The sequence below is a fragment of the Sulfitobacter sp. PM12 genome (assembly GCF_045586035.1).
Classification (GTDB): Bacteria; Pseudomonadota; Alphaproteobacteria; order Rhodobacterales; family Rhodobacteraceae; genus Sulfitobacter; species Sulfitobacter pontiacus.
The window spans coordinates 1,890,663-1,909,907 of record NZ_CP151529.1; the positions used below are offsets into that span (position 1 = coordinate 1,890,663).

14 protein-coding genes are annotated in these 19,245 nt (G+C 60.5%); 7 read left to right on the top strand and 7 right to left on the bottom strand.

The genetic code is table 11. The features are described from left to right. Positions 1 to 402 precede the first annotated feature (402 nt). Positions 403 to 6,093, top strand: coding sequence for a Hint domain-containing protein (locus tag AADW22_RS09305; RefSeq protein ID WP_407473569.1), 5,691 nt, complete (start codon positions 403 to 405; stop codon positions 6,091 to 6,093). A 114-nt stretch (positions 6,094 to 6,207) separates the two neighbouring features. Here AADW22_RS09305 and AADW22_RS09310 read toward each other — a convergent pair whose 3' ends face one another. After that, positions 6,208 to 6,810: a nucleotidyltransferase family protein gene (locus tag AADW22_RS09310; protein WP_289081139.1), complete on the bottom strand. Its 603-nt coding sequence runs from the start codon at positions 6,808 to 6,810 to the stop codon at positions 6,208 to 6,210. A 173-nt stretch (positions 6,811 to 6,983) separates the two neighbouring features. Here AADW22_RS09310 and AADW22_RS09315 point away from each other — a divergent pair, with 173 nt between their 5' ends. Then, entirely contained in the window at positions 6,984 to 8,345 is a 1,362-nt protein-coding gene (locus tag AADW22_RS09315; protein WP_037944216.1) for a DUF2254 domain-containing protein, read from the top strand. A 9-nt stretch (positions 8,346 to 8,354) separates the two neighbouring features. On the opposite strand, the gene AADW22_RS09320 is transcribed toward AADW22_RS09315, so the two are convergent. Beyond that, positions 8,355 to 9,659 (bottom strand): HlyC/CorC family transporter, encoded by a 1,305-nt coding sequence (locus tag AADW22_RS09320; protein ID WP_005853373.1) that lies wholly within the window; start codon positions 9,657 to 9,659, stop codon positions 8,355 to 8,357. Positions 9,660 to 9,723: 64 nt separating this feature from the next. Between AADW22_RS09320 and AADW22_RS09325 the strand changes: the two genes are divergently transcribed. Beyond that, the gene (locus AADW22_RS09325; protein ID WP_407473570.1) at positions 9,724 to 10,551 is read left to right on the top strand and encodes a metallophosphoesterase family protein; all 828 of its coding nucleotides are present in this window, start codon (positions 9,724 to 9,726) and stop codon (positions 10,549 to 10,551) included. On the opposite strand, the gene AADW22_RS09330 is transcribed toward AADW22_RS09325, so the two are convergent. From AADW22_RS09330 to AADW22_RS09340, 3 genes are read right to left on the bottom strand one after another with little or no spacing between them, the layout of a single operon-like run. After that, positions 10,488 to 11,462: a site-specific tyrosine recombinase XerD gene (locus AADW22_RS09330; RefSeq protein ID WP_407473571.1), complete on the bottom strand. Its 975-nt coding sequence runs from the start codon at positions 11,460 to 11,462 to the stop codon at positions 10,488 to 10,490. The genes AADW22_RS09325 and AADW22_RS09330 overlap by 64 nt on opposite strands. Continuing rightward, positions 11,462 to 13,030, bottom strand: coding sequence for a hypothetical protein (locus AADW22_RS09335; RefSeq protein WP_407473572.1), 1,569 nt, complete (start codon positions 13,028 to 13,030; stop codon positions 11,462 to 11,464). The genes AADW22_RS09330 and AADW22_RS09335 overlap by 1 nt, the downstream gene beginning before the upstream one ends. Continuing rightward, positions 13,027 to 13,176: a hypothetical protein gene (locus AADW22_RS09340; protein ID WP_005853380.1), complete on the bottom strand. Its 150-nt coding sequence runs from the start codon at positions 13,174 to 13,176 to the stop codon at positions 13,027 to 13,029. The genes AADW22_RS09335 and AADW22_RS09340 overlap by 4 nt, the downstream gene beginning before the upstream one ends. 80 nt (positions 13,177 to 13,256) lie before the next feature. Here AADW22_RS09340 and AADW22_RS09345 point away from each other — a divergent pair, with 80 nt between their 5' ends. Then, positions 13,257 to 13,847, top strand: a complete 591-nt coding sequence (locus AADW22_RS09345; RefSeq protein WP_407473573.1) for a shikimate kinase — start codon at positions 13,257 to 13,259, stop codon at positions 13,845 to 13,847. Then, positions 13,847 to 14,962: a 3-dehydroquinate synthase gene (gene aroB, locus AADW22_RS09350; RefSeq protein ID WP_407473574.1), complete on the top strand. Its 1,116-nt coding sequence runs from the start codon at positions 13,847 to 13,849 to the stop codon at positions 14,960 to 14,962. The genes AADW22_RS09345 and aroB overlap by 1 nt, the downstream gene beginning before the upstream one ends. An 85-nt stretch (positions 14,963 to 15,047) precedes the next feature. On the opposite strand, the gene AADW22_RS09355 is transcribed toward aroB, so the two are convergent. Next, a complete protein-coding gene (locus AADW22_RS09355) occupies positions 15,048 to 15,572 on the bottom strand; it encodes a single-stranded DNA-binding protein (RefSeq protein ID WP_005853386.1) in 525 nt (174 codons plus the stop codon). 220 nt (positions 15,573 to 15,792) lie between these two features. On the opposite strand from AADW22_RS09355, the gene AADW22_RS09360 reads away from it, so the two are divergent. Both AADW22_RS09360 and AADW22_RS09365 read left to right on the top strand, forming a co-directional pair. Further along, positions 15,793 to 16,377, top strand: coding sequence for a lytic transglycosylase domain-containing protein (locus AADW22_RS09360; RefSeq protein ID WP_278376023.1), 585 nt, complete (start codon positions 15,793 to 15,795; stop codon positions 16,375 to 16,377). Between the two features lie 173 nt (positions 16,378 to 16,550). Then, complete coding sequence (locus AADW22_RS09365) at positions 16,551 to 17,078, top strand: hypothetical protein (protein ID WP_180827655.1); 528 nt, start codon at positions 16,551 to 16,553, stop codon at positions 17,076 to 17,078. A gap of 74 nt (positions 17,079 to 17,152) precedes the next feature. On the opposite strand, the gene AADW22_RS09370 is transcribed toward AADW22_RS09365, so the two are convergent. Then, a complete protein-coding gene (locus AADW22_RS09370) occupies positions 17,153 to 19,240 on the bottom strand; it encodes a dipeptide ABC transporter ATP-binding protein (RefSeq protein ID WP_407473575.1) in 2,088 nt (695 codons plus the stop codon). Positions 19,241 to 19,245 lie beyond the last annotated feature (5 nt).

Sequence of the window (19,245 nt, forward strand, 5' to 3'; positions counted from 1 at the left end):
GTATTGTGCGCCGTTTTTTAACGGCCCGCCACGTTGGCGGAAGGAGGAGAAACTGATGGGAAACTGTATCTACAGACCACGAGTGCCGGACCGTTCGGGTATGGGTGATGTTGCAACTCTGCGTTGCTCCGCCGCTGCCGAGACCGTCTTGATTTCTTCCCCGAAGCGCCGTTTTCGGATCACAACAAGAACACAAATGACCCGTATCCAAACGGCTGCAGATTTGGGCGTGTCACGCGATGCACCCGTCCGCGCGCCGTATGTCTCATTGCAGCAGCGTCGCGGGCAGGGCGTTGCTTTGTCCCGCCTTAGTACCCCGGCACAGAATTGGTGCCATGTGAATTAATTAGCTTCGCCCATGACTGGGCACCCTCGTTTTACGGCTGACGGTACAACCGTAGCGTGCCTGACCTGATTTTGGAGACGACCGATATGACCATCTTTTTGAATAAACTGTGGCTCTTTGGAAAAACCTCGACCGCCGAGGCCGAGAAAACCGCGACCGAGGCTCCGGCCGACGGGCCGAACGGGATCGTGGACGGTAACCAGCAGGGCAACAAGATCGACGCCAGCTATAATGATGACCCAAGCGGAGACCGTGTTGACGGTAACGACGCGGTATTCGGCAACGTCGGGTCCAATGATGACATCATCCTCGCACGTGGCGGCAATGATACGGTCAACGCGGGTTTGGGGAATGATACGGTCGTCGCAGGGTCGGGCAATGATTATGTTGACGGGGGCAAGGGCAACGACATCCTGATCGGTGATGGCGCGACCAAGGGCAACTACGGCGACACCCGCGAAAGCTTTGAATGGTCCAAGGCACCCGACCCATCGGGCGACGGTTCCGCGATCGACGACAATGACAACCTCAAGGGCGGGTTCACCCAGAATACCGGCACCGTCAACGTCACATTCGAGCTCAAGAGCTTTTCGCCGAAGAACAATGCGGACCAGGAATTCAGCGATAGCAAACAGTTCACCGGAAATGTCGAGGGCGATGCCCACGGCGTGAACGATAACAGCTCGTTTGAATCGCTGGCCAACTGCACCGGTGAAACAAAGTTCGAACTGCGGTTTGACGAGGCCGTTGGCAATGTGTCGTTCAATGTGAACGACATCGACAACAGAGGCGCGGTGAAAGTGCTGGCCTACGACGCATCCGGCAAGATGATCGACGTCGATATGATCGCCAACAGCAGCTCCAGCAAAGTGAAGCTGACGGACAGTGACGGCAAGTTCGGCGTGGACACGGCCACCAGCGAGGGCGGCGACGATTCCCCCTCGTCGAGCAAGTATTCCGTCAACGTGTCCATCGACGGTCCCGTATCGCGGATCGAGTTCATCCACACCGGTGCCACAAGCGGCAACTCGGGCGTCAATGTAACCGACGTGTTCTTTGACAACCCCGCGGCTTTGCTGGCGGATGACGACGGCACCGTCGGCAACGACACGCTGCACGGCGGCGAAGGCGATGACATCATCTTTGGCGACAGCGCCGGCCTGACCAAAGCGCAGCCCGTCTCGAAGACTGTTGAGCCTGTATCGGGTGCGGATCATACCGTTCTGACGTGGGATCTGGCAAATGTGACGGTGGCTGGCGGTTCAAGCCCCTTCCAGAACAGCGATGTGGGCTCCGGCGATCTGTCGGGCAAATCGTTCACTATCAACGAAAATTCCGCACCTGTTGCGGTTGGCATCAATGATGACGACGATAAGCTGAACGACAACGACAATTCGCAAACCTTGGCGAAAACCACCAAATTGGATGGCAACACCGAATACGCCGGCGACAAGATCATCCCCGAGTATTCCTATATTGTGCGCCCCGAAGGCGCGGTGGATTCCTCGCAGGATGTGACAGTCTACGTCGTGAACTTTGACGGCAACGATGCCGTCGGTTTCGTGACAGACAAACCGCTGGAAGTCGGCAAATCCTACGATTTCGTCAGCCACAACTCTAACCTGCCGTCGATCAAATACGATCATATCGCCAAAACCTATACCGTGAGCGATGACAGCACGTCCCCAACCGATGGCACCGTTGGTGGCGACGATGTGCTGACCGGCGGGAATGGCAACGACACGATCTTTGGTGAAGGCGGCAACGACAGCATCGAAGGCAACGCGGGCCACGATTCGATCGAAGGCAACCACGGCGATGACACCATTTCCGGTGGCACCGGCAATGACACGATCTATGGCGACAACAACACCGGCGGCGCCTCTACGCCCGGTGGCACGACAGAGCGTGAGAGCTTTGAGTGGGACAAGGCACCAGACCCCCACGACAACTCGGCTGTCGATAATAACGACAATCTGGGCGGTGGCTTTGTTCAGGACACGGGCAACGTCAATGTGACCTTCTCGGTCACCGGCAGCAGCAAAACGCCCGAGACGACATTCTCCACTGATCAGCAGAAGGTGCATTCGATCACTGGCGACGGTCAGGCGACCAATGCGAACAGCTCTTTGGCGTCTCTGGCGAACCAGGATGGCGAAAGCGCGACCTATCGCTTGGACTTCTCGAAGGATGTGACCAACATCAGCTTCCGCATCAATGACATTGATAACGCGTCGAAAGTTGTGATCGTGGCCGTTGGCCCCGATGGCGCACGCACGCCGATCAACGTCAGCACAGGCGGCGGCATTCAGGCACAGAACCAGGACGGCGTTGGCGGGAATGAAACGCTGATCAGCCGCGGTGCCGATGGCCCGGATACAGATCCGAGCCACTCTGCGCTGGTGAACATCTCGGGTCCGGTGGACTATCTCGAAATCACCCACACGATGGATCAAAGCCTGTCGCCAGGGAACCACGCGGGCATCAACATCACCGACGTCTATTTTGACGCGCCCGTGGGCGGCGTTGACGGGGGTGCCGGCAATGACCTGCTAATGGGCGACGACGGCGATGATCTGATCGACGGCGGCGCAGGCAATGACACGCTGTTTGGCGGCAATGATGACGATACGCTGATCGGCGGCGACGGTGATGACCAGCTCACTGGCGGCGAAGGCAAAGACAACATTAGCGGCGGCGCGGGCAAGGATACCATCTTTGGCGGCACCGATGGCGATACGGTTGACGGTGGTGCCGGCGGCTTCAATGCCGACCCTGCGCTGAACACCGACGATGACACGCTTGATCTGACTGGCCTCAATTTCCGCTTGCGTGATCTGGAACCAGATAGCAACGGCAATGGTCAGAACGGTACGGTTGATCTGTACAACGACGACGGCACATCCGCGGGCTCGTTCAAATTCACCGAGATCGAAAACATCATCGGCGAAGAGATGGCCGGCCCTGTTGATGGTCTGGACAGTGGCGAGGATATGGCACCGGGGTACACCGACGCCCAAGGCGACCAGATCGACGGCACAGACGGGATCAACGATACGATCTTTGGCAACGGTGGCGACGACACGATCGACAGCGGGTTGGGCGACGATACCGTTGACGGCGGCGCGGGCGACGACACGTTCACACTGACCGATGGCGTCGATAACGACGTTATCATCGGCGGCGAAAGCGGCGAAACCGACGGCGATGTAATCGACAGTACGGCTGTGAACGACGACCTGACAGTCACTTTCACCGACAAAGAGGAAGGGACACTGACCAACGGGTCCGGCACCACCGAATTCTCGGAGATCGAGAGACTCGAACTGGGGGGCGGTGACGATACGGTTACAGGCTCTGGCGGTGACGAGAATGTCATGACCGGTGACGGCAACGACGTGGTGAACGCCGGCGGTGGTGATGATACCATCGATGGCCAGGGCGGCAATGATACCATCGACGGTGGTAAATATGATGACAGCCTGATCGGTGGTGACGGCAACGACTCCCTCGTCGGTGGTGAGGGTGACGACGTACTGATTGGCAACAAGCCCGGTGCGATTGGCGTGCCCGACACGGACGTTCCTTTGGTCTCCACACCCTTTGATCAGGATAGCAACCCCAACGACGACAAAGACACGCTGATCGGCGGCGCAGGGAATGATACGATCGATGGCGGTGATGATGCCGACTATATTGACGGTGGCGACGATGATGATGTCATCGAAGGCGGCATCGACAACGACACCATCTATGGCGGCAGCGGCAACGACACCATCACCGATGTCCAAGGTGCGGACGAAATCTATGGCGGTGACGGTGACGATCTGATCGAAGCGGGTATCGACACCTTCTCTGATTATGCGAATGATCAACCGACCGTCGGTGGACGACCCAACCCATTCTTCAATTCCGGCGATCCGAACAAGGACGATGGTCGTGATTTCGTCGACGGCGGCAGCGGGAACGATACGATCCGCACTGGCGACGACTCTGACACCATCTACGGCGGCACGGGCGACGATTCTATCAACGCGGGTATCGATGACGATGAGGTCTACGGCGACGACGGCGACGACAGCATCATCGGCAGCCACGGGTCCGACAGCCTGTATGGCGGCGAAGGCAATGACACCATCTATGGTGGCTTTGGCAACGAACCGATCGCCGGCTACGAGGGCGAGGAAGTCGACGCCACCGATCCGCAGCCGAACAACGGCAAGGACTATATCGAAGGCGGTGCGGGCAATGACGTGCTGTACGGTGAAGACGACAACGACACCATCCTGGGTGGTGCCGATGACGATTACATCGACGGTGGCATTGACGACGACAGCCTGGATGGCGGTCAGGGCGATGATACGATCTTGGGTGGTCAAGGCAACGACACCATCCGCGGCGCACAGGGCCATGATGAGATTGATGGGGGGGACGGTGACGACTCCATCCTCGCTGGCAATGGCAACGACGACGTTAAAGGCGGTGACGGGAACGACACCATCGACGGTGGTCAGGGCAACGACACCATCGACGGCGGTGACGGCGATGACTCCATCCTTGGGGGCTTTGGCGACGACTCCATCCTCGGGGGTGCCGGAAACGACACGATCATCGCGGCCGGTGACAATGATACCGTAGACGGTGGGACCGGTGACGACTCCATCAGCGGTGTGCGCGGCGACGACATCTTGTTCGGTGGCGAGGGTGACGACACCATCGACGGCGGTGAGGACAACGACGAAATCGACGGCGGCGACGGCGACGACAGCCTGCTGGGTGGCTTTGGCAACGACACCATCGAAGGTGGTGAGGGCGACGATACCATCAGCGCAGGTGGCGGTGACGACATCATCAGCGGTGGCGCGGGCAATGACAGCCTGCAAGGTAATGACGGGCGCGATACCTTCACCAACGTCAACGGTGGCGACACCATCGACGGCGGTGCCGGCACAGATGCCTCTGACTACGACGTCATCGATCTGAGAGGCGCGCTGAGCCCCGGCGGCGGTTATCGTCTTGAAAACGTCACGCCGGATAATGATGCCGGTGACACCATCGACGGCGACAGCCCCAACGATGGCATCGACGGCACGATCGTCTTTACGGATGCGTCCGGCACTGAGACCGGTCGTCTCGACTTCACCAACATCGAAGAGATCATTCCCTGCTTCACACCGGGCACCTTGATCGCTACGCCTAAAGGGGAACGTCGGGTCGAAGATCTGGTGGTGGGCGACCGTGTCATCACACGTGACAACGGTATTCAGGAAATCCGCTGGGTCGGTGCCCGCGAGATGACCGGACAAGAGCTGGCGCATAAAGCGCATCTGCTGCCGGTTCTGATCCGTCAGGGTGCTTTGGGCAACAATCTGCCCGAGCGTGACATGCTGGTCAGCCCCAACCACCGCGTTCTGGTGGCCAACGACAAGACAGCGCTCTACTTTGAAGAGCGCGAGGTTCTGGTCGCGGCGAAACACCTGACCGGTCTGGAAGGCGTTGATATCGTTGAAACCTCTGGCACGACCTACATCCACGTGATGTTCGACCAGCACGAGGTGATCCTGTCTGACGGCACATGGACCGAAAGCTTCCAGCCGGGCGATATGAGCCTTGCAGGCGTCGGCAACGCGCAGCGCAACGAGATCCTGGAGCTTTTCCCGGAACTGGCAACGCGCGAAGGGGTGGACGGCTATGTCGCCGCGCGCCGCACGCTGAAAAAGCACGAGGCGAAGCTTCTGACGAAGTAAGCGCCACATTATATGCAGCAACATGCCTGCATCCCCTAGGGGGTGCGGGGCGAAGAACGGGGCAGGCGACTGTCCCGTTTTTTTCGTGTTGAGGGGTACGTGGTTAGGGGCCGGTCAGCGCACCGCGCGCCATGCGGCCCATGCTTCGGGCGTATCAAGGTCCAGTCGCGCGCGGTTCTCCGGCAGGGGGATCAGCAGCGTCTGGTCCTGGGCCTGAGCGATGATCTCTTTCCCGCCGGTGTCACCTTGCATCCGGGCAAAATGATCGAAATGGCAGGCGGCAAATACCGTCGGGTGACCCGGCTTTCCATCCGCCGTCGCACCGCGCCATATCGTGTAATTTGATTTAATATCAACGGCGTGAAAGACAGAGTTCAAGTCATCTTCAGTCAGCTCTGGCAGGTCGGCAAGCAGCACCATCGCGGCAGGCGTCCCGGCGGGAAGGGCCGCAAACCCAGCGCGAAGCGAGGCGTTCATCCCCTCTGCCGCGTCGGGAACGGGGAGCGCTTCAACCTCCATATCAGCCACAAGCGCATAGCGAGGGTGGGGCGCAGGTGGCAGCGCCACAATGACCGCGCCTCGCGTCGCCGCCCGCGCAATCCGTGCCTGTCGGCGCAGCAGGGGTTCGCCCTCCACGATCTCTTGCAGTTTGTCGCGCCCCCGCATCCGCGAGGATTGCCCCGCGGCCAGCAGGATGATGGGGATGTCATGGCTCATACACCGACCATAGCCAGATTGTTCAACCACCGTAAGAGCATAGCATCAGACCCGCCCGCTGATTTAGCCCGGCATTTTTGAACCATCGGGCGGCATAGGGCGTTGGGCTTGTAAGCCAGGTGATCTCCGCGCAAGCTTGTTGAACATGGCACTTCATGACGCGGACATACCCTATGAACTTTGACTTCCTTCTGCCATCGACACTGCTCCGCAAGGGCCGTGAATACAGCCGCAAGCTTTGGGTGCGTGTGCTGATCATGGGGTTGTTGGCGGTCTTGTCGCTGCTGCTGAGCATGTTGATCGAACGCTGGATCCCGCAATCGCTCGCGACCTATCTGACCGGCAGTGCGGCGGACCGGTTGCTGTCGATCATCGCCAACGCGATGCTTGCGGTCACCACCTTTTCGCTTAGCGTCATGGTCACGGTATATCGCAGCACCTCGACCCAATGGACGCCGCGCATTCACCGCTTGATCGTGCAGGACCGCACCACCCAGAATACGCTGGCCGTCTTCATCGGGGCCTATGTGTATGCGCTGATCGCCATCATCCTGCGCGAGCTTGGGGTGTTCGACGACAAGCGGTCTTTCGTGTTGTTCGTGATGACGGTGATCGTATTGACGGTGATCGTGTTCAGCCTGATCCGCTGGGTGCTGCATTTGCAGACCTTTGGCAGCCTGATCGATACCTCGCGACAGGTGGAGGATCAGACACGCCGCACCTTCAAGGAACGCCTGCATAATCCCTGCCTCGGGGCCAATCCGCTGACCGGAGATATCCCCGACAGTGCAAAGCCGTTCACCGCGGATGAAAACGGCTATATCCAGCATATCTACCCCGAAGCGTTGAATACCGTGGCGGAAAACCACGGGGTGAAGATCTATCTCAAGCGCAACATCGGCAGCTTTGTTTTCGTCAACGAACCTTTGATGATGATCGACCGCGTGGGGCAGCCCAAGGACGATGAACACACCGATGAAACGCTGCATGCAGGGATCAATGCCAGTATCACCATCGGCGATTTGCGAACCTATGACCAAGATCCGCGCTTTGGTCTCATCGTGATGGGAGAGGTTGCGTCAAAGGCGCTGTCGCCGGGGGTCAACGACCCCGGCACCGCGATCGACGTGATCACCCGCATTGGCCGAATCCTGAGCTTTTACGAGGACGAGACCGAAAGGGACCGCGACGAGGTGCTGGACCACATCTATGTCGCACCGCTGGACCCGTCTGACCTGATGCAGGACGCTTTTGGCGCGTTGGCGCGGGACGGGTGTACGGTGGTCGAGGTGCAGCAGCGGCTTCAAGCCACGCTGAACGGCCTGATGCGGCACCCTGACGAGGGGCTGCGCATCGCCGCGCGCAGGGCTGCCGAACGTCACCTCAGACGCGCGCTTGCCAAGATCGACTTTGAACCCGACCGGGCGCAGTTGATGGAAAGCGCCAGCCAAGACGTGCGCGATGCGGTCCGTGATGCGGTAAAGCGCAGCGATACAGAGGATGACGCGCCAAAGATGGACAATGACACCACCTGAGGGCGGCTTTTACAGGGGGCGGATTTTCAGCTGTGTGATCCGGTTGCCATCGCGGGCGATGACCTCGAACCGGAACCCGTGGAAAGAGAACACCTGATTGGGCGTCGGGATCATCTGCGCTTCGTGGATCACCAGACCGGCGACGGTATTAGCCTCTTCATCCGGCAAATCCCATTCCGTAGCGCGGTTGAGGTCGCGGATCGTCATGGCCCCATCGACGAAATACTGCCCGTCCTCGGCCTTGGTCACGCCGTGGTCCGCATCTGGGTCGAATTCATCGGTGATCTCGCCGACGATTTCTTCAAGGATATCCTCGAGCGTGATCAGCCCCTGAAGCGAGCCATATTCATCCACCACCAGCGCAAAATGGGTGCGGCGCCGCAGGAACTGGCGCATCTGTTCGTCAAGCGTAGATGTCTCGGGCACGAAATAGGGTTTCATCGCGATATCGGCGATTTTGAACGTCTTGAACGGTTTGTCATCCTCGGCACCGCTGATGTGCTTGTACATGGCACGCAGCAGGTCTTTGGCATGGATCACACCGATGATGTTCTCGGGATCATCGCGGTAGACGGGCAGGCGGGTGTGGTTGCTTTCCAGGATCTGTTCAAGAATCTGCGAAGGGTCATTGGCGGCATCGATCATCTCGATCCCTGACCGGTGGAGCATGACCTCTTCCACCATACGTTCGCGCAGGTCGAGCGCGCCTAGAATGCGGTCGCGGTCTTCCTTCTCTACCACGCCTTCAGAGCGGCCGATTTGTAGCGCCCCCGCGATTTCCTCGCGTACGGCAAGGATGTTGCTGTCAGGGTCGATGGTTACGCCGAAAAGGCGAAGGATGCCGCGGACCAGAAACCGCACGGCTGACACCACGGGGCTGAAGATCAGCACCACCAGCGCAATGGGCCGCGACACGGCTGCGGCGGCGGTTTCAGCATTGGTGATCGCATAGGTCTTGGGCAGAACCTCGGCAAAGATCAAAACCAGCAGCGTCATCACCAGCGTCGCCAGCGCCACACCGGATTCGCCAAAGACCCGCGTGAACAGCGCCGTCGCAAGCGAGGCTGCAAGAATGTTCACAAGATTGTTGCCCAGCAGGACAGAGCCGATCAGCCGCTCGTTATCCTCGGTGATCTTGAGCGCACGTTCCGCCCCCTTGGACCCTTTATCCGCCTGACCCCGCAGCTTGCCCCGCGATGCCGCCGTCAGCGCCGTTTCAGACCCCGAGAAGAAGCCGGAGAGCACCAGAAGAAACAGGATGATACCGCTGCTGATCCAAAATGCGCCGTCTAGGATTGCGGGGGCCGTGTCCATTTGTGAGTATACCTTATCCGTTTGCTCATAGGGTTATGGGCGTGTGTGCGGTTTCATTCAAGGGATGAGCAGGGTGAACCATCAAGATTTGGGACAATTGAACGGACCAATTGTGCTGTTCGGCGGTCCTTATTCCAACCTGCAGGCGCTTGACGCGCTGTTTGACCGTGCGCGGGCCTTGGGGGTGGGGCCGGACCGGATGATCTGCACCGGCGACGTCGTGGCCTATTGCGCCGATGCCCATGCCGTCAGCGACAGGATGCAGGACAGTGGCATCGCGGTGGTGGCGGGGAATTGTGAAAAGCAGCTTGCCGCAGGTGCGATGGATTGCGGCTGCGGGTTCGAGGATGGCAGCGCCTGCGATCTGCTGTCGGTCGGCTGGTACGGCTACGCCAGCGCACAGATCACCCAAGCGCAGCGCGACTGGATGGGGCAGGTGCCGGATATCCTCAGCTTTCACCACGCCGGAAAGCGCTATGCCGTGATCCACGGGGGGCACCATGATATCGCCCGCTTCATCTGGCCCGTCTCGCCCAAGGCCGTTTTCGACGCGGAATGGCAGGCGGTGGAGCGGAGCATCGGTCCGGTGGACGGGATCATCGCAGGGCACTGCGGGGTGGCGTTTGAACGGCAGACAGCGCGGGGGATGTGGATCAACGCCGGTGTCATCGGCATGCCGCCCAACGACGGTGCACCGCAGACCCGTTTTGCGGTGCTTGATGCGGGGCAGGTGTCGTTTCACAGGCTTGACTATGACCATGCCGCCGCCGCCCGCGCGATGGTGCAGGCGGGGCTGACCCAAGGCTACCATAAAGCGCTAGAGACCGGTCACTGGCCGTCAGAGGATGTCTTGCCGCCGGAACTGCGCCGCCCCGCCTTGGCCAGCGGATGATTTTCCAGCACCAGCTCGGACAAACGTGCCTCTAGCACATGGGTGTAGATTTCGGTCGTGGCGACATCGGCGTGCCCCAACATCGTCTGGATCGCCCGCAGATCGGCCCCATTGGCCAGCAGGTGCGTGGCAAAGGCGTGGCGTAGGGTGTGGGGGGTAACCTTGGACGGATCAACACCGGCGGTCAGGGCGAATTCCTTGATCAGCAGATAGAAACGGTGGCGCGTCAGATATCCGGCGCTGCCGCGGCTGGGGAACAGGTAAATCGACGCGGGTTTGCCCTTGGCCTGTGCGGCCTCGTCGGTTCTATCGCGCTGCACCAGCCATGCCGCCAGCGCCTCGCGCGCGGGGTCAGACAGGGGCACCAGACGTTCCTTGCCGCCTTTGCCCATGATCAAAAGCAAACGCGGATCGCCGCGGGCCGCGCTGACCCTAAGGCTCACCAGCTCGCTCACCCGCATGCCGGTGGCGTAGAGCAGCTCCATCAAACAGGTGTTGCGCAGCTGGTCCGAGGTGTTGCGCCCCGAGTGGCGCGCCGCGTCGAGCAGCTGGTCGACCTCGTCTTCTGACAGCACCTTGGGCAGACGCTTGTCCTGCCCCGGACCGGCAATCTGGATCGCGGGGTTATCGGTGCGCCACCCTTCTTCAAAGGCGAAACGGTACAGCTGTTTGATCGCCGACAGCCGCCGTGCGCGGGTGGATTTGGCAAGCCCCTGCGCGTCGCACCAGACCAGATAGGCTTCGATATCCTTGCGACCGACCGTGACGAAATCCAATGCGCGGCGGGCGAGAAAACTGTCAAAATCCTTCAGGTCGCGCCCATAGGCGAGTTGTGTGTTCGTGGCCGCGCCCAGTTCCGCCGCCTGCGCCTCTAGGAAGGTCGAAATCCAGTGCAGCAACTCGGTCTGCATCAGTCACGCTCCAGCAAAGACGTCTGCAGGGCAGCCCGCCGCGCGGCATCTTCCAGCCCCAAGGCCCGCAGGGTAGAGATCGCATCGCGCAGGGCAGCCGTGTCGCCGCGGGCGCCGTCCTCTAGCAGGGCAATTGTATGCAGGATGGCGCTGCCCAGCTGACCGTTTTGCGCCATTTCAACCAGCCCCTCACGTGGTGTTGGCGTCGTGAACGCGCTGGCAATCCCCTGTGCGTGGGGGATGTCGGGCGTGGTTTTCGGGGCCTCCCCGCGCGCGATCTGCGACAGGAATGTAATCTCTGCCGGTGTCGTATCGGTGCTGGTAACCTGCTCGTAGAGCGGTGACAGCAGCAGGATACGGTCACGCAGGGCGGCGCTGGCACCGGTAAGGTCGGTGCTCTGCAAATCCTCGGCATAGAGGGTGGCGAAGGTCACTTCGGTCTCGGCCTGCTGCATGGCGCGCCACGCGGGGCGCAGGGCTTTGGCGATTGCCTCTGTATTGCCGCTGGACATGGCCGTGTCGAACCGCTGGAGCGCTTCGACACGGTCCCACACCCCGCCAGAGGCCGCAGGCTCACGGTCGGTATAAATGCCCAGAAACCGGTTGTCGGGCAGGGCACCGATACGGGTCAGACGCTCCGCCGCATCGAGCTGTGCCTTCCAGCCCGCGATATCGCGCAGATCGGCCACAGCATAGGCGGCGGGCAGGTTCCGCGTGGGCTGCGGCTCTCCGATCGCCTCGAGAAGCCGGAACTTGAGCGGCGTCATCTCGCGCGGGCCGGGCAGGGGCGCGGCCCCTTCGTAGAGGTCAGGGTTGAGGAACCGGTCCAGCAGCGACAGATCGCTTTCGGGCAGCAGCGCCAGCGCTTGGGCAGACCCCAGCGTCAGCGCCGCCGTGTCCCATTCCCCCGACCGCGCAGCGCACAGGATGCGCACGCCGTAATCCGTTGTCAGGAAGGGTTTGTCCTTCAGCCGCAGGCAGGCACGATCTTCTGTGCCCAAAAGCAGGCTCACCTGCATCCATAGGCCAAAGTGATCCGGCGAAGTCTCGACACCCGCCTGTTCGATCAGCGACATCGCAGGGTCAAGCGCCGCAGCCTCCATCAAGGTGCGCACACGGGCGAGGGCAAGCGCATCGCCCTGGTTCGCGTCCCCCTGCGGCGCGGTTGCCTGCGCCAGCAGCAGGGTAAACAGCAGCGAATGGGCTACGGGCAGGTGAAGCTCTGGCAGACGGTCAAGCTGATGCGCGATGTCTTCCGCGGTGCTGCCCGTCCATAGATCCTGCGGCAGTCCTGTCACCTTGGTTGGCACCAACCCGATGGCGCGCGGCCCGCCTTTGCCCAAGGGGGCCACGGTCACGGCAGGCGGCAGCGCGGTCCGCGCCACGGGGGCCTCGTCCGGCTTTACGGGGGCCTTGCGCGTCGGTTGCGGCGTCTTGGGACGTTCGCCGAGCCAGTCGATCACCGACAAAGGCGCGTTGCGGTCATTTTGCGCTGCGGTTTGCGCGGCGACACCAAGGGGGAGGGCAATCAGGCAAAAAACGCTTAGCTGCCTGACAAATCGGATCATTGCTGCTCCAACGTCACGGATTCGCGGATTTCGACTTGGGGTGGTGCAAAGTCCGCCCCGAAGAACGGCCCCACATAGGCATAGACCGCAAGGCCGATGAACCCGATAATTGCGAGGTAAATCAGAAACTTGATCAGCTTGCCCATGGAATCCGCCTGCTTTCTTCTGCATCTTTTGACTATTCTATATATGGCCTTTTGGGCAAGATCACGTCATTCACACAAGAATGAGCGAAATTCAGCAATCCCCAGCCGATACGGCCCAAAACACCCCTCGGTACCATCTTAAGAAGACGGTTGTCATGGTGGGTATGATGGGCGCAGGTAAAACCGCCGTAGGCCGCGCTTTGGCCGCGAAACTCGGCGTGCCCTTTGTGGACAGCGACCACGAGATTGAGGCCGCTGCCAATCTGACCGTGCCCGAAATCTTTGAGCGCGACGGCGAGCCCTTCTTTCGCAAGCGCGAGACCGAAGTGATCTCGCGTCTGCTGGATAAACAGCCCGGCATCCTGTCGACCGGCGGCGGTGCCTTTCTGGCGGAAGCCAACCGCGAGAATATCTCGGCCCGCGGGGTGTCGGTGTGGCTGGATGCGGATCTTGACCTGCTGTGGAACCGTGTGCGGTACAAGACCTCGCGCCCGTTGCTGCGCACTGCTGACCCACGCGGGACCCTGACCGAACTTTACGAAAAACGTGTGCCGATCTACCGGCTTGCGGATATGACGGTTGCCAGCACGCCGGCGCTGTCGATTGACGCGATGGCGCAGCGCGTGGTGGATGCGCTGGCGGATCGCCCAGATGTACTTGAGGTGCTGTGATGCGAGAAACGGTTCATGTCGGTCTTGAGGGCCGCGCCTATGATGTGGTGATCGGCCCCGATCTGCTAGCGCAAGCAGGCGCGTTGATTGCCCCGCTGTTGCGCCGCAAACGTGTTGTGGTGGTCAGTGATGAGACGGTTGCGGCGCACCATCTGGACAGTTTACGCGCCGGACTGGACGCCGCTGACATCAACGTCGAGGCGCTGGCATTGCCGCCGGGCGAGGCGACGAAATGCTGGGCAGAGCTGACCCGCACGGTCGATTGGCTGATGGATCAGAAGGTCGAACGCAACGATGTCGTGATTGCTCTTGGCGGCGGTGTCATCGGTGATCTGGTGGGCTTTGCCGCCGCGATCCTACGCCGTGGCGTGCGCTTTGTGCAAATCCCGACCTCGCTTCTGGCACAGGTCGACAGCTCGGTCGGGGGCAAGACGGGGATCAACGTATCACAGGGCAAAAACCTTGTCGGCGCGTTTCATCAGCCGTCCCTTGTATTGGCCGATACGGCCGTGCTTGGCACATTGCAGGCGCGCGATTTCCTCGCCGGATATGGCGAGGTCGTCAAATACGGGCTGCTGGGGGATGCGGCCTTCTTTGACTGGCTCGAGGTTAACGCCCCCGCGATGGCCGCCGGCGATATGGCGCTGCGCGTAGAGGCGGTGCGCCGGTCTGTCCAGATGAAGGCCGATATCGTGCTACGCGACGAAAAAGAACACGGTGACCGCGCGCTGTTGAACCTTGGCCATACCTTCTGCCACGCGCTTGAGGCGGCGACGGGCTATTCCGACCGGTTGCTGCACGGCGAAGGTGTGGCGATCGGCTGTGCGATGGCGTTTGAATTGTCCGCCCGTTTGGGGCTTTGCGCGCAAGAGGACCCCAGCCGCGTCCGTGCGCATCTGCGGGCCATGGGGATGAAAACCGACCTGCGCGACATCGACGGAGATCTGCCGGACGCCGCCTATCTGCTTGATCTGATGGGGCAGGATAAAAAGGTCATCGACGGCAAGCTGCGCTTTATTCTGGCCCGCAGCATTGGCGATGCTTTTGTCACCGCCGATGTCCCCAAGGACGCGGTGCTGCAGCTGCTGGACGACGCGCTGGCCGAACGCCACTAGGGCGCGACGCCCCCCCGTCTTAAGTCACGACAAAGAAAAAGGCGGGGAATTCCCCGCCTTAGCTACGTTTGGTATCCGATTGATATCAGAATGGAATTTCATCATCCAGATCGCGCGAGGAGCCACGACCACCGTCGTTGCCGCCGCCCGAGGGGCCACTGTCATATCCGCCACCGTAGCCGCCCTGATCCGACGGGCCGCTGTCGTAGCCGCCACCGCCGCCGCCGTAGTTGCCACCACCACCGGAACCACCACCGTCGCGGCCATCGAGCATGGTCAGCGTGCCGCCAAAGCCCTGCAGGACAACTTCGGTGCTGTATTTATCTTGACCGGATTGATCTTGCCATTTGCGGGTTTGCAACTGGCCTTCGATATATACTTTGGAACCCTTCTTCAGGTACTGCTCTGCAATGCGCACAAGCCCTTCCTGAAAGATCGCCACCGAATGCCATTCGGTCTTTTCGCGGCGCTCGCCGGTGTTGCGGTCTTTCCATGTCTCGGATGTCGCGATGCGCAGGTTGCACACTTTGCCGCCGTTCTGGAACGAACGCACTTCGGGATCGCGCCCCAGATTCCCGATTAGGATCACTTTATTCACTGAGCCGGCCATGATGCCCCCATTTGCTGCAAGTTTACGGGCCACGCGCGAATCCCGCACGCACCTTGGATTGGCCGACGTTATACCCAGCAGGGTTTGCGATAAACAGGGGGGAGGCGGTATTATCGCCGTTGCGACCCACGCAGATGTGACAGGGGGCAATAAACGGTGGCACCAGCGGGTCAGTTTGATATGGTCTGCGGGAATTGAGACTGCGTGGGGCAGGGACAATATGCGAATTTTACTAACGGCGGCGCTGTGCTGCCTTTCTGTGGGCGCAGCACCGGTTGCCGCCGATGTGTTTTCATCCAAGAGCCGGACCAAGCTTTTTGCGTCCCAGACCAAGATTTTGGACACACGGGCGTCAAAACAATATGCGGCCTCTGTCCGGCTGCAGCCACAACGCGTGGTCACCCCGACAAAATGGGACACCCCCAAATATCGCGGCAAGTACAAGGGCGTCTACCTTGGCATGGCGCGCGAAGCCGCGATGCGCCACGGCATTCCGGCGGATCTCTTCTTGCGCCTCGTGCAGCAGGAAAGCGGCTGGAACCCTGCGGCGCGGTCGCATAAAGGCGCGCTTGGTCTGGCGCAGCTTATGCCGGAAACGGCGCGGATCCTGCGCGTGGACCCGACCGACCCCTACGAGAACCTTGATGGCGGTGCACGCTACCTTAAACGTCAATATCAGGCGTTCGGCTCATGGAACCTCGCGCTTGCGGCCTATAACGCGGGGCCGGGGGCGGTGAAGAAATACGGTGGCATCCCGCCCTACGCCGAAACCAAGAACTATGTGAAGGTGATCGCGGGTCTGTGATGCACCCCGATAAGTGGCTGCAAATACTATGTATTTCGCCGCTTGATGCTGATTTCCGCTTGCCGTTTTTCGCGGCGATGGAACCATATCGCCACGGCTGATGTTCCCTCTCCACAGCGTCAGCAGGTCGTCTTCTACGGTCTGCGCGCATCAGAAAGATAAGGAGCATTCGCATGTTCAACTCAGTTAAATCGATCGCCTTGGCCACGGGTGTCAGCTTGGCCGCATTGTCCTCTGCCGCATTTGCGGACGACAGCGTTGCCTTCTCCGCGATTGACGTAAGCTCGTCGATCAACGCCGCGCAGGACGCTAACGCGATGGAATACTACCCCCAGATCACCGAGGATCTGAAAGCCGCCGTGGCCGCCCGCGTCTTGGGCAGCGATGATGCCAGCGATCCGACGATCAACATCGACATCCGCAAAATCTCGCTGGATGGGGATACGATGCTGAGCGACAGTCAGGAATTTAACGAGATCGAAGGTGTGGTGGACATCACATCGCCCAATGAATCGATCGGCGCACGCAGCTTCCCTGTGAACGTCGCCGCCTATTCGGTCGATCAGGTCGTGCCCGAGGGCTATGTCGCCGTGGCCCCGACCGAGGGTGTTTTTTACGAAGTCATGATCAACGGTTTTGCCGATGAGGTGGCCGAACAGGTCGGCAATCTGAACACCGCAGGTAGCGGCGTCAGCAAATAAGCCACCCTGCCTCGATCAGGCAGAAGCGGCCATCGCACATGCGGTGGCCGTTTTTTTGATGCGTAGCGAAGGGTTCAGCGCGCCGTAACGTCCATCTCGATCACCGGCTCCATCGCCGCAAGCTGCGCGTCATCCAGATGACATTTCACCGTATGCCCCGCCGCCAGCGCCCGCAGCTCTGGTACCTGCGTCTCGCACAGATTTCCCGGCACCCGAGATTTCCATCGGCAGCGCGTCTGAAAGGGGCAGCCGGGCGGCGGATTCATCGCCGAGGGGACATCGCCTTCCAGCACGATATGTTTTTTCTTCACCCGCGTGTCGGCAATCGGCACTGCCGAAAGCAGCGCTTCGGTATAGGGGTGATAGGGCGGAGAGAACACCTGATCCGTGGTGCCCAATTCGACCACATGTCCCAGATACATCACCATCACCCGGTCGCTAAGGTATCGCACGATGCTCAGGTCATGGCTGATGAACAACAGACAGGTCTGTTGCGCCTGCTGGATCTCCATCAACAGATCCGTCACCGCCGCCTGAACCGAGACATCAAGCGCCGAGACGGGTTCATCCGCCACCACGATCCGCGCGTCTCCGGCAAAGGCACGCGCAATCCCCACGCGCTGTTTCTGCCCGCCCGACAGTTGGCGCGGCATGCGGCTGGCGAATTCCCGCGGCAGTTTGACCAGATCCATCAGCTCCAGCATGCGCGCCTTACGGTCACGCGCGGAGGTGCCCACGCCAAACACTTCAAGCGCGCGGATGATCTGGCGGCCCACGGTCATTGACGGGTTCAATGTGTCGAAAGGGTTCTGGAACACCATCTGGATATCAGCGACGGTCTGTGTCCCCCGATCCTCGATTGCGGTGGTCCCGATATCACGGCCATCCAGCAGCAGATGACCGGTTGTGGCCGTCTCTAGCCCCATAAGAACCTTGGCAAAAGTGGACTTGCCGCAACCGGATTCCCCAACGATGGCAAGGGTTTCACCCGCCCGCGCTTCAAAGCTCAGCTCTTCGTTTGCTTTAACCACTTTGGTCCCAGTGCCGCCAAACATGGAATGCGCCGCCACCTGATAGTATTTCTTGAGCTTGTCCATTTTCAGAACGACGTCGCCAACCTCGCCCTTCGACTTGGTCGCCGCATGCGCCATCGGCGCGGCCCAGTCGATTTCATCGTGCCGGATACAGCGGGTCGCGTGTCGCATGTTTTCGGGCACATCCAGCATCGGAATGGCACCCTGATCGCAGCGCTCTGCGACAAAGTAATCGCAGCGCGGGCCAAAGTTGCAGCCCTCGGGGCGTTCATGGGGCAGGGGGAAATTGCCGGGGATAGCGACCAGCGGGCGCGCGGTCTTGTCGGCACCGGGCAGCGGAATCGACCGGAACAGAGCCTGTGTATAGGGATGGCGCATGCCGTCGAACACATCCGCAATCGACCCGCGCTCGACCGCCTCGCCTGAGTACATGACACAGATGCGATCGCAGGTGTCCAGCACCAGCCCGAGGTTGTGGCTGATGAACAGCATAGAGGTGCCGTATTTGCGCCCCAGATCTTTGACCAGATCAATGATCGCCGCCTCGACCGTGACATCCAATGCTGTGGTGGGCTCGTCCAGGATCAGCATGGACGGCTCTGACATCAGGGCCATAGCGATGACGATGCGCTGCTGTTGCCCGCCTGACAGCTGATGCGGATAGGACTTGAGGATACGTTCGGGGTCCGGCAGCTTGACGTCGGTCACCAGTTGCAAGGCGCGGGCATGGGCCTCGCGTTTCGACATGCCACCGTGGATCATCGGCACTTCCATCAACTGCTGCCCGATCCGCATGGCGGGGTTCAAAGAGGCCATAGGCTCTTGATAGATCATCGCGATCTCGCTGCCCCTGATCTGACGCAACTCAGCGGCGCTCATCTGGGACAGATCGCGCCCCTTGAACTTGATGGACCCGCCCACGACCCGCCCGTTCACCCCAAGGTCCTGCATTACGCCCAAGGCGACCGTTGATTTACCACAACCGGATTCACCAACCAGCCCCACAGCCTCGCCCGGTTTGACCGAGACAGAGAAATCCATCACCGCCGGAATTTCGCGCAGCCGTGTGAAGAAAGAGATCGACAGTGCGTCGATCTCCAGAATTGGCCCGTCATATGCCTCGCCCATGTCCA

What these genes read in the sequence shown, in the direction of transcription:
- AADW22_RS09310 (WP_289081139.1), bottom strand. Translation starts at nt 6,810, where the DNA reads ATGAGCCATGACATCCCCATCATCCTGCTGGCCGCGGGGCAATCCTCG.
- AADW22_RS09315 (WP_037944216.1), top strand. Translation starts at nt 6,984, where the DNA reads ATGAACTTTGACTTCCTTCTGCCATCGACACTGCTCCGCAAGGGCCGT.
- AADW22_RS09320 (WP_005853373.1), bottom strand. Translation starts at nt 9,659, where the DNA reads ATGGACACGGCCCCCGCAATCCTAGACGGCGCATTTTGGATCAGCAGC.
- AADW22_RS09325 (WP_407473570.1), top strand. Translation starts at nt 9,724, where the DNA reads ATGAGCAGGGTGAACCATCAAGATTTGGGACAATTGAACGGACCAATT.
- AADW22_RS09330 (WP_407473571.1), bottom strand. Translation starts at nt 11,462, where the DNA reads ATGCAGACCGAGTTGCTGCACTGGATTTCGACCTTCCTAGAGGCGCAG.
- AADW22_RS09335 (WP_407473572.1), bottom strand. Translation starts at nt 13,030, where the DNA reads ATGATCCGATTTGTCAGGCAGCTAAGCGTTTTTTGCCTGATTGCCCTC.
- AADW22_RS09340 (WP_005853380.1), bottom strand. Translation starts at nt 13,176, where the DNA reads ATGGGCAAGCTGATCAAGTTTCTGATTTACCTCGCAATTATCGGGTTC.
- AADW22_RS09345 (WP_407473573.1), top strand. Translation starts at nt 13,257, where the DNA reads ATGAGCGAAATTCAGCAATCCCCAGCCGATACGGCCCAAAACACCCCT.
- aroB (WP_407473574.1), top strand. Translation starts at nt 13,847, where the DNA reads ATGCGAGAAACGGTTCATGTCGGTCTTGAGGGCCGCGCCTATGATGTG.
- AADW22_RS09355 (WP_005853386.1), bottom strand. Translation starts at nt 15,572, where the DNA reads ATGGCCGGCTCAGTGAATAAAGTGATCCTAATCGGGAATCTGGGGCGC.
- AADW22_RS09360 (WP_278376023.1), top strand. Translation starts at nt 15,793, where the DNA reads ATGCGAATTTTACTAACGGCGGCGCTGTGCTGCCTTTCTGTGGGCGCA.
- AADW22_RS09365 (WP_180827655.1), top strand. Translation starts at nt 16,551, where the DNA reads ATGTTCAACTCAGTTAAATCGATCGCCTTGGCCACGGGTGTCAGCTTG.
- AADW22_RS09370 (WP_407473575.1), bottom strand. Translation starts at nt 19,240, where the DNA reads ATGGGCGAGGCATATGACGGGCCAATTCTGGAGATCGACGCACTGTCG.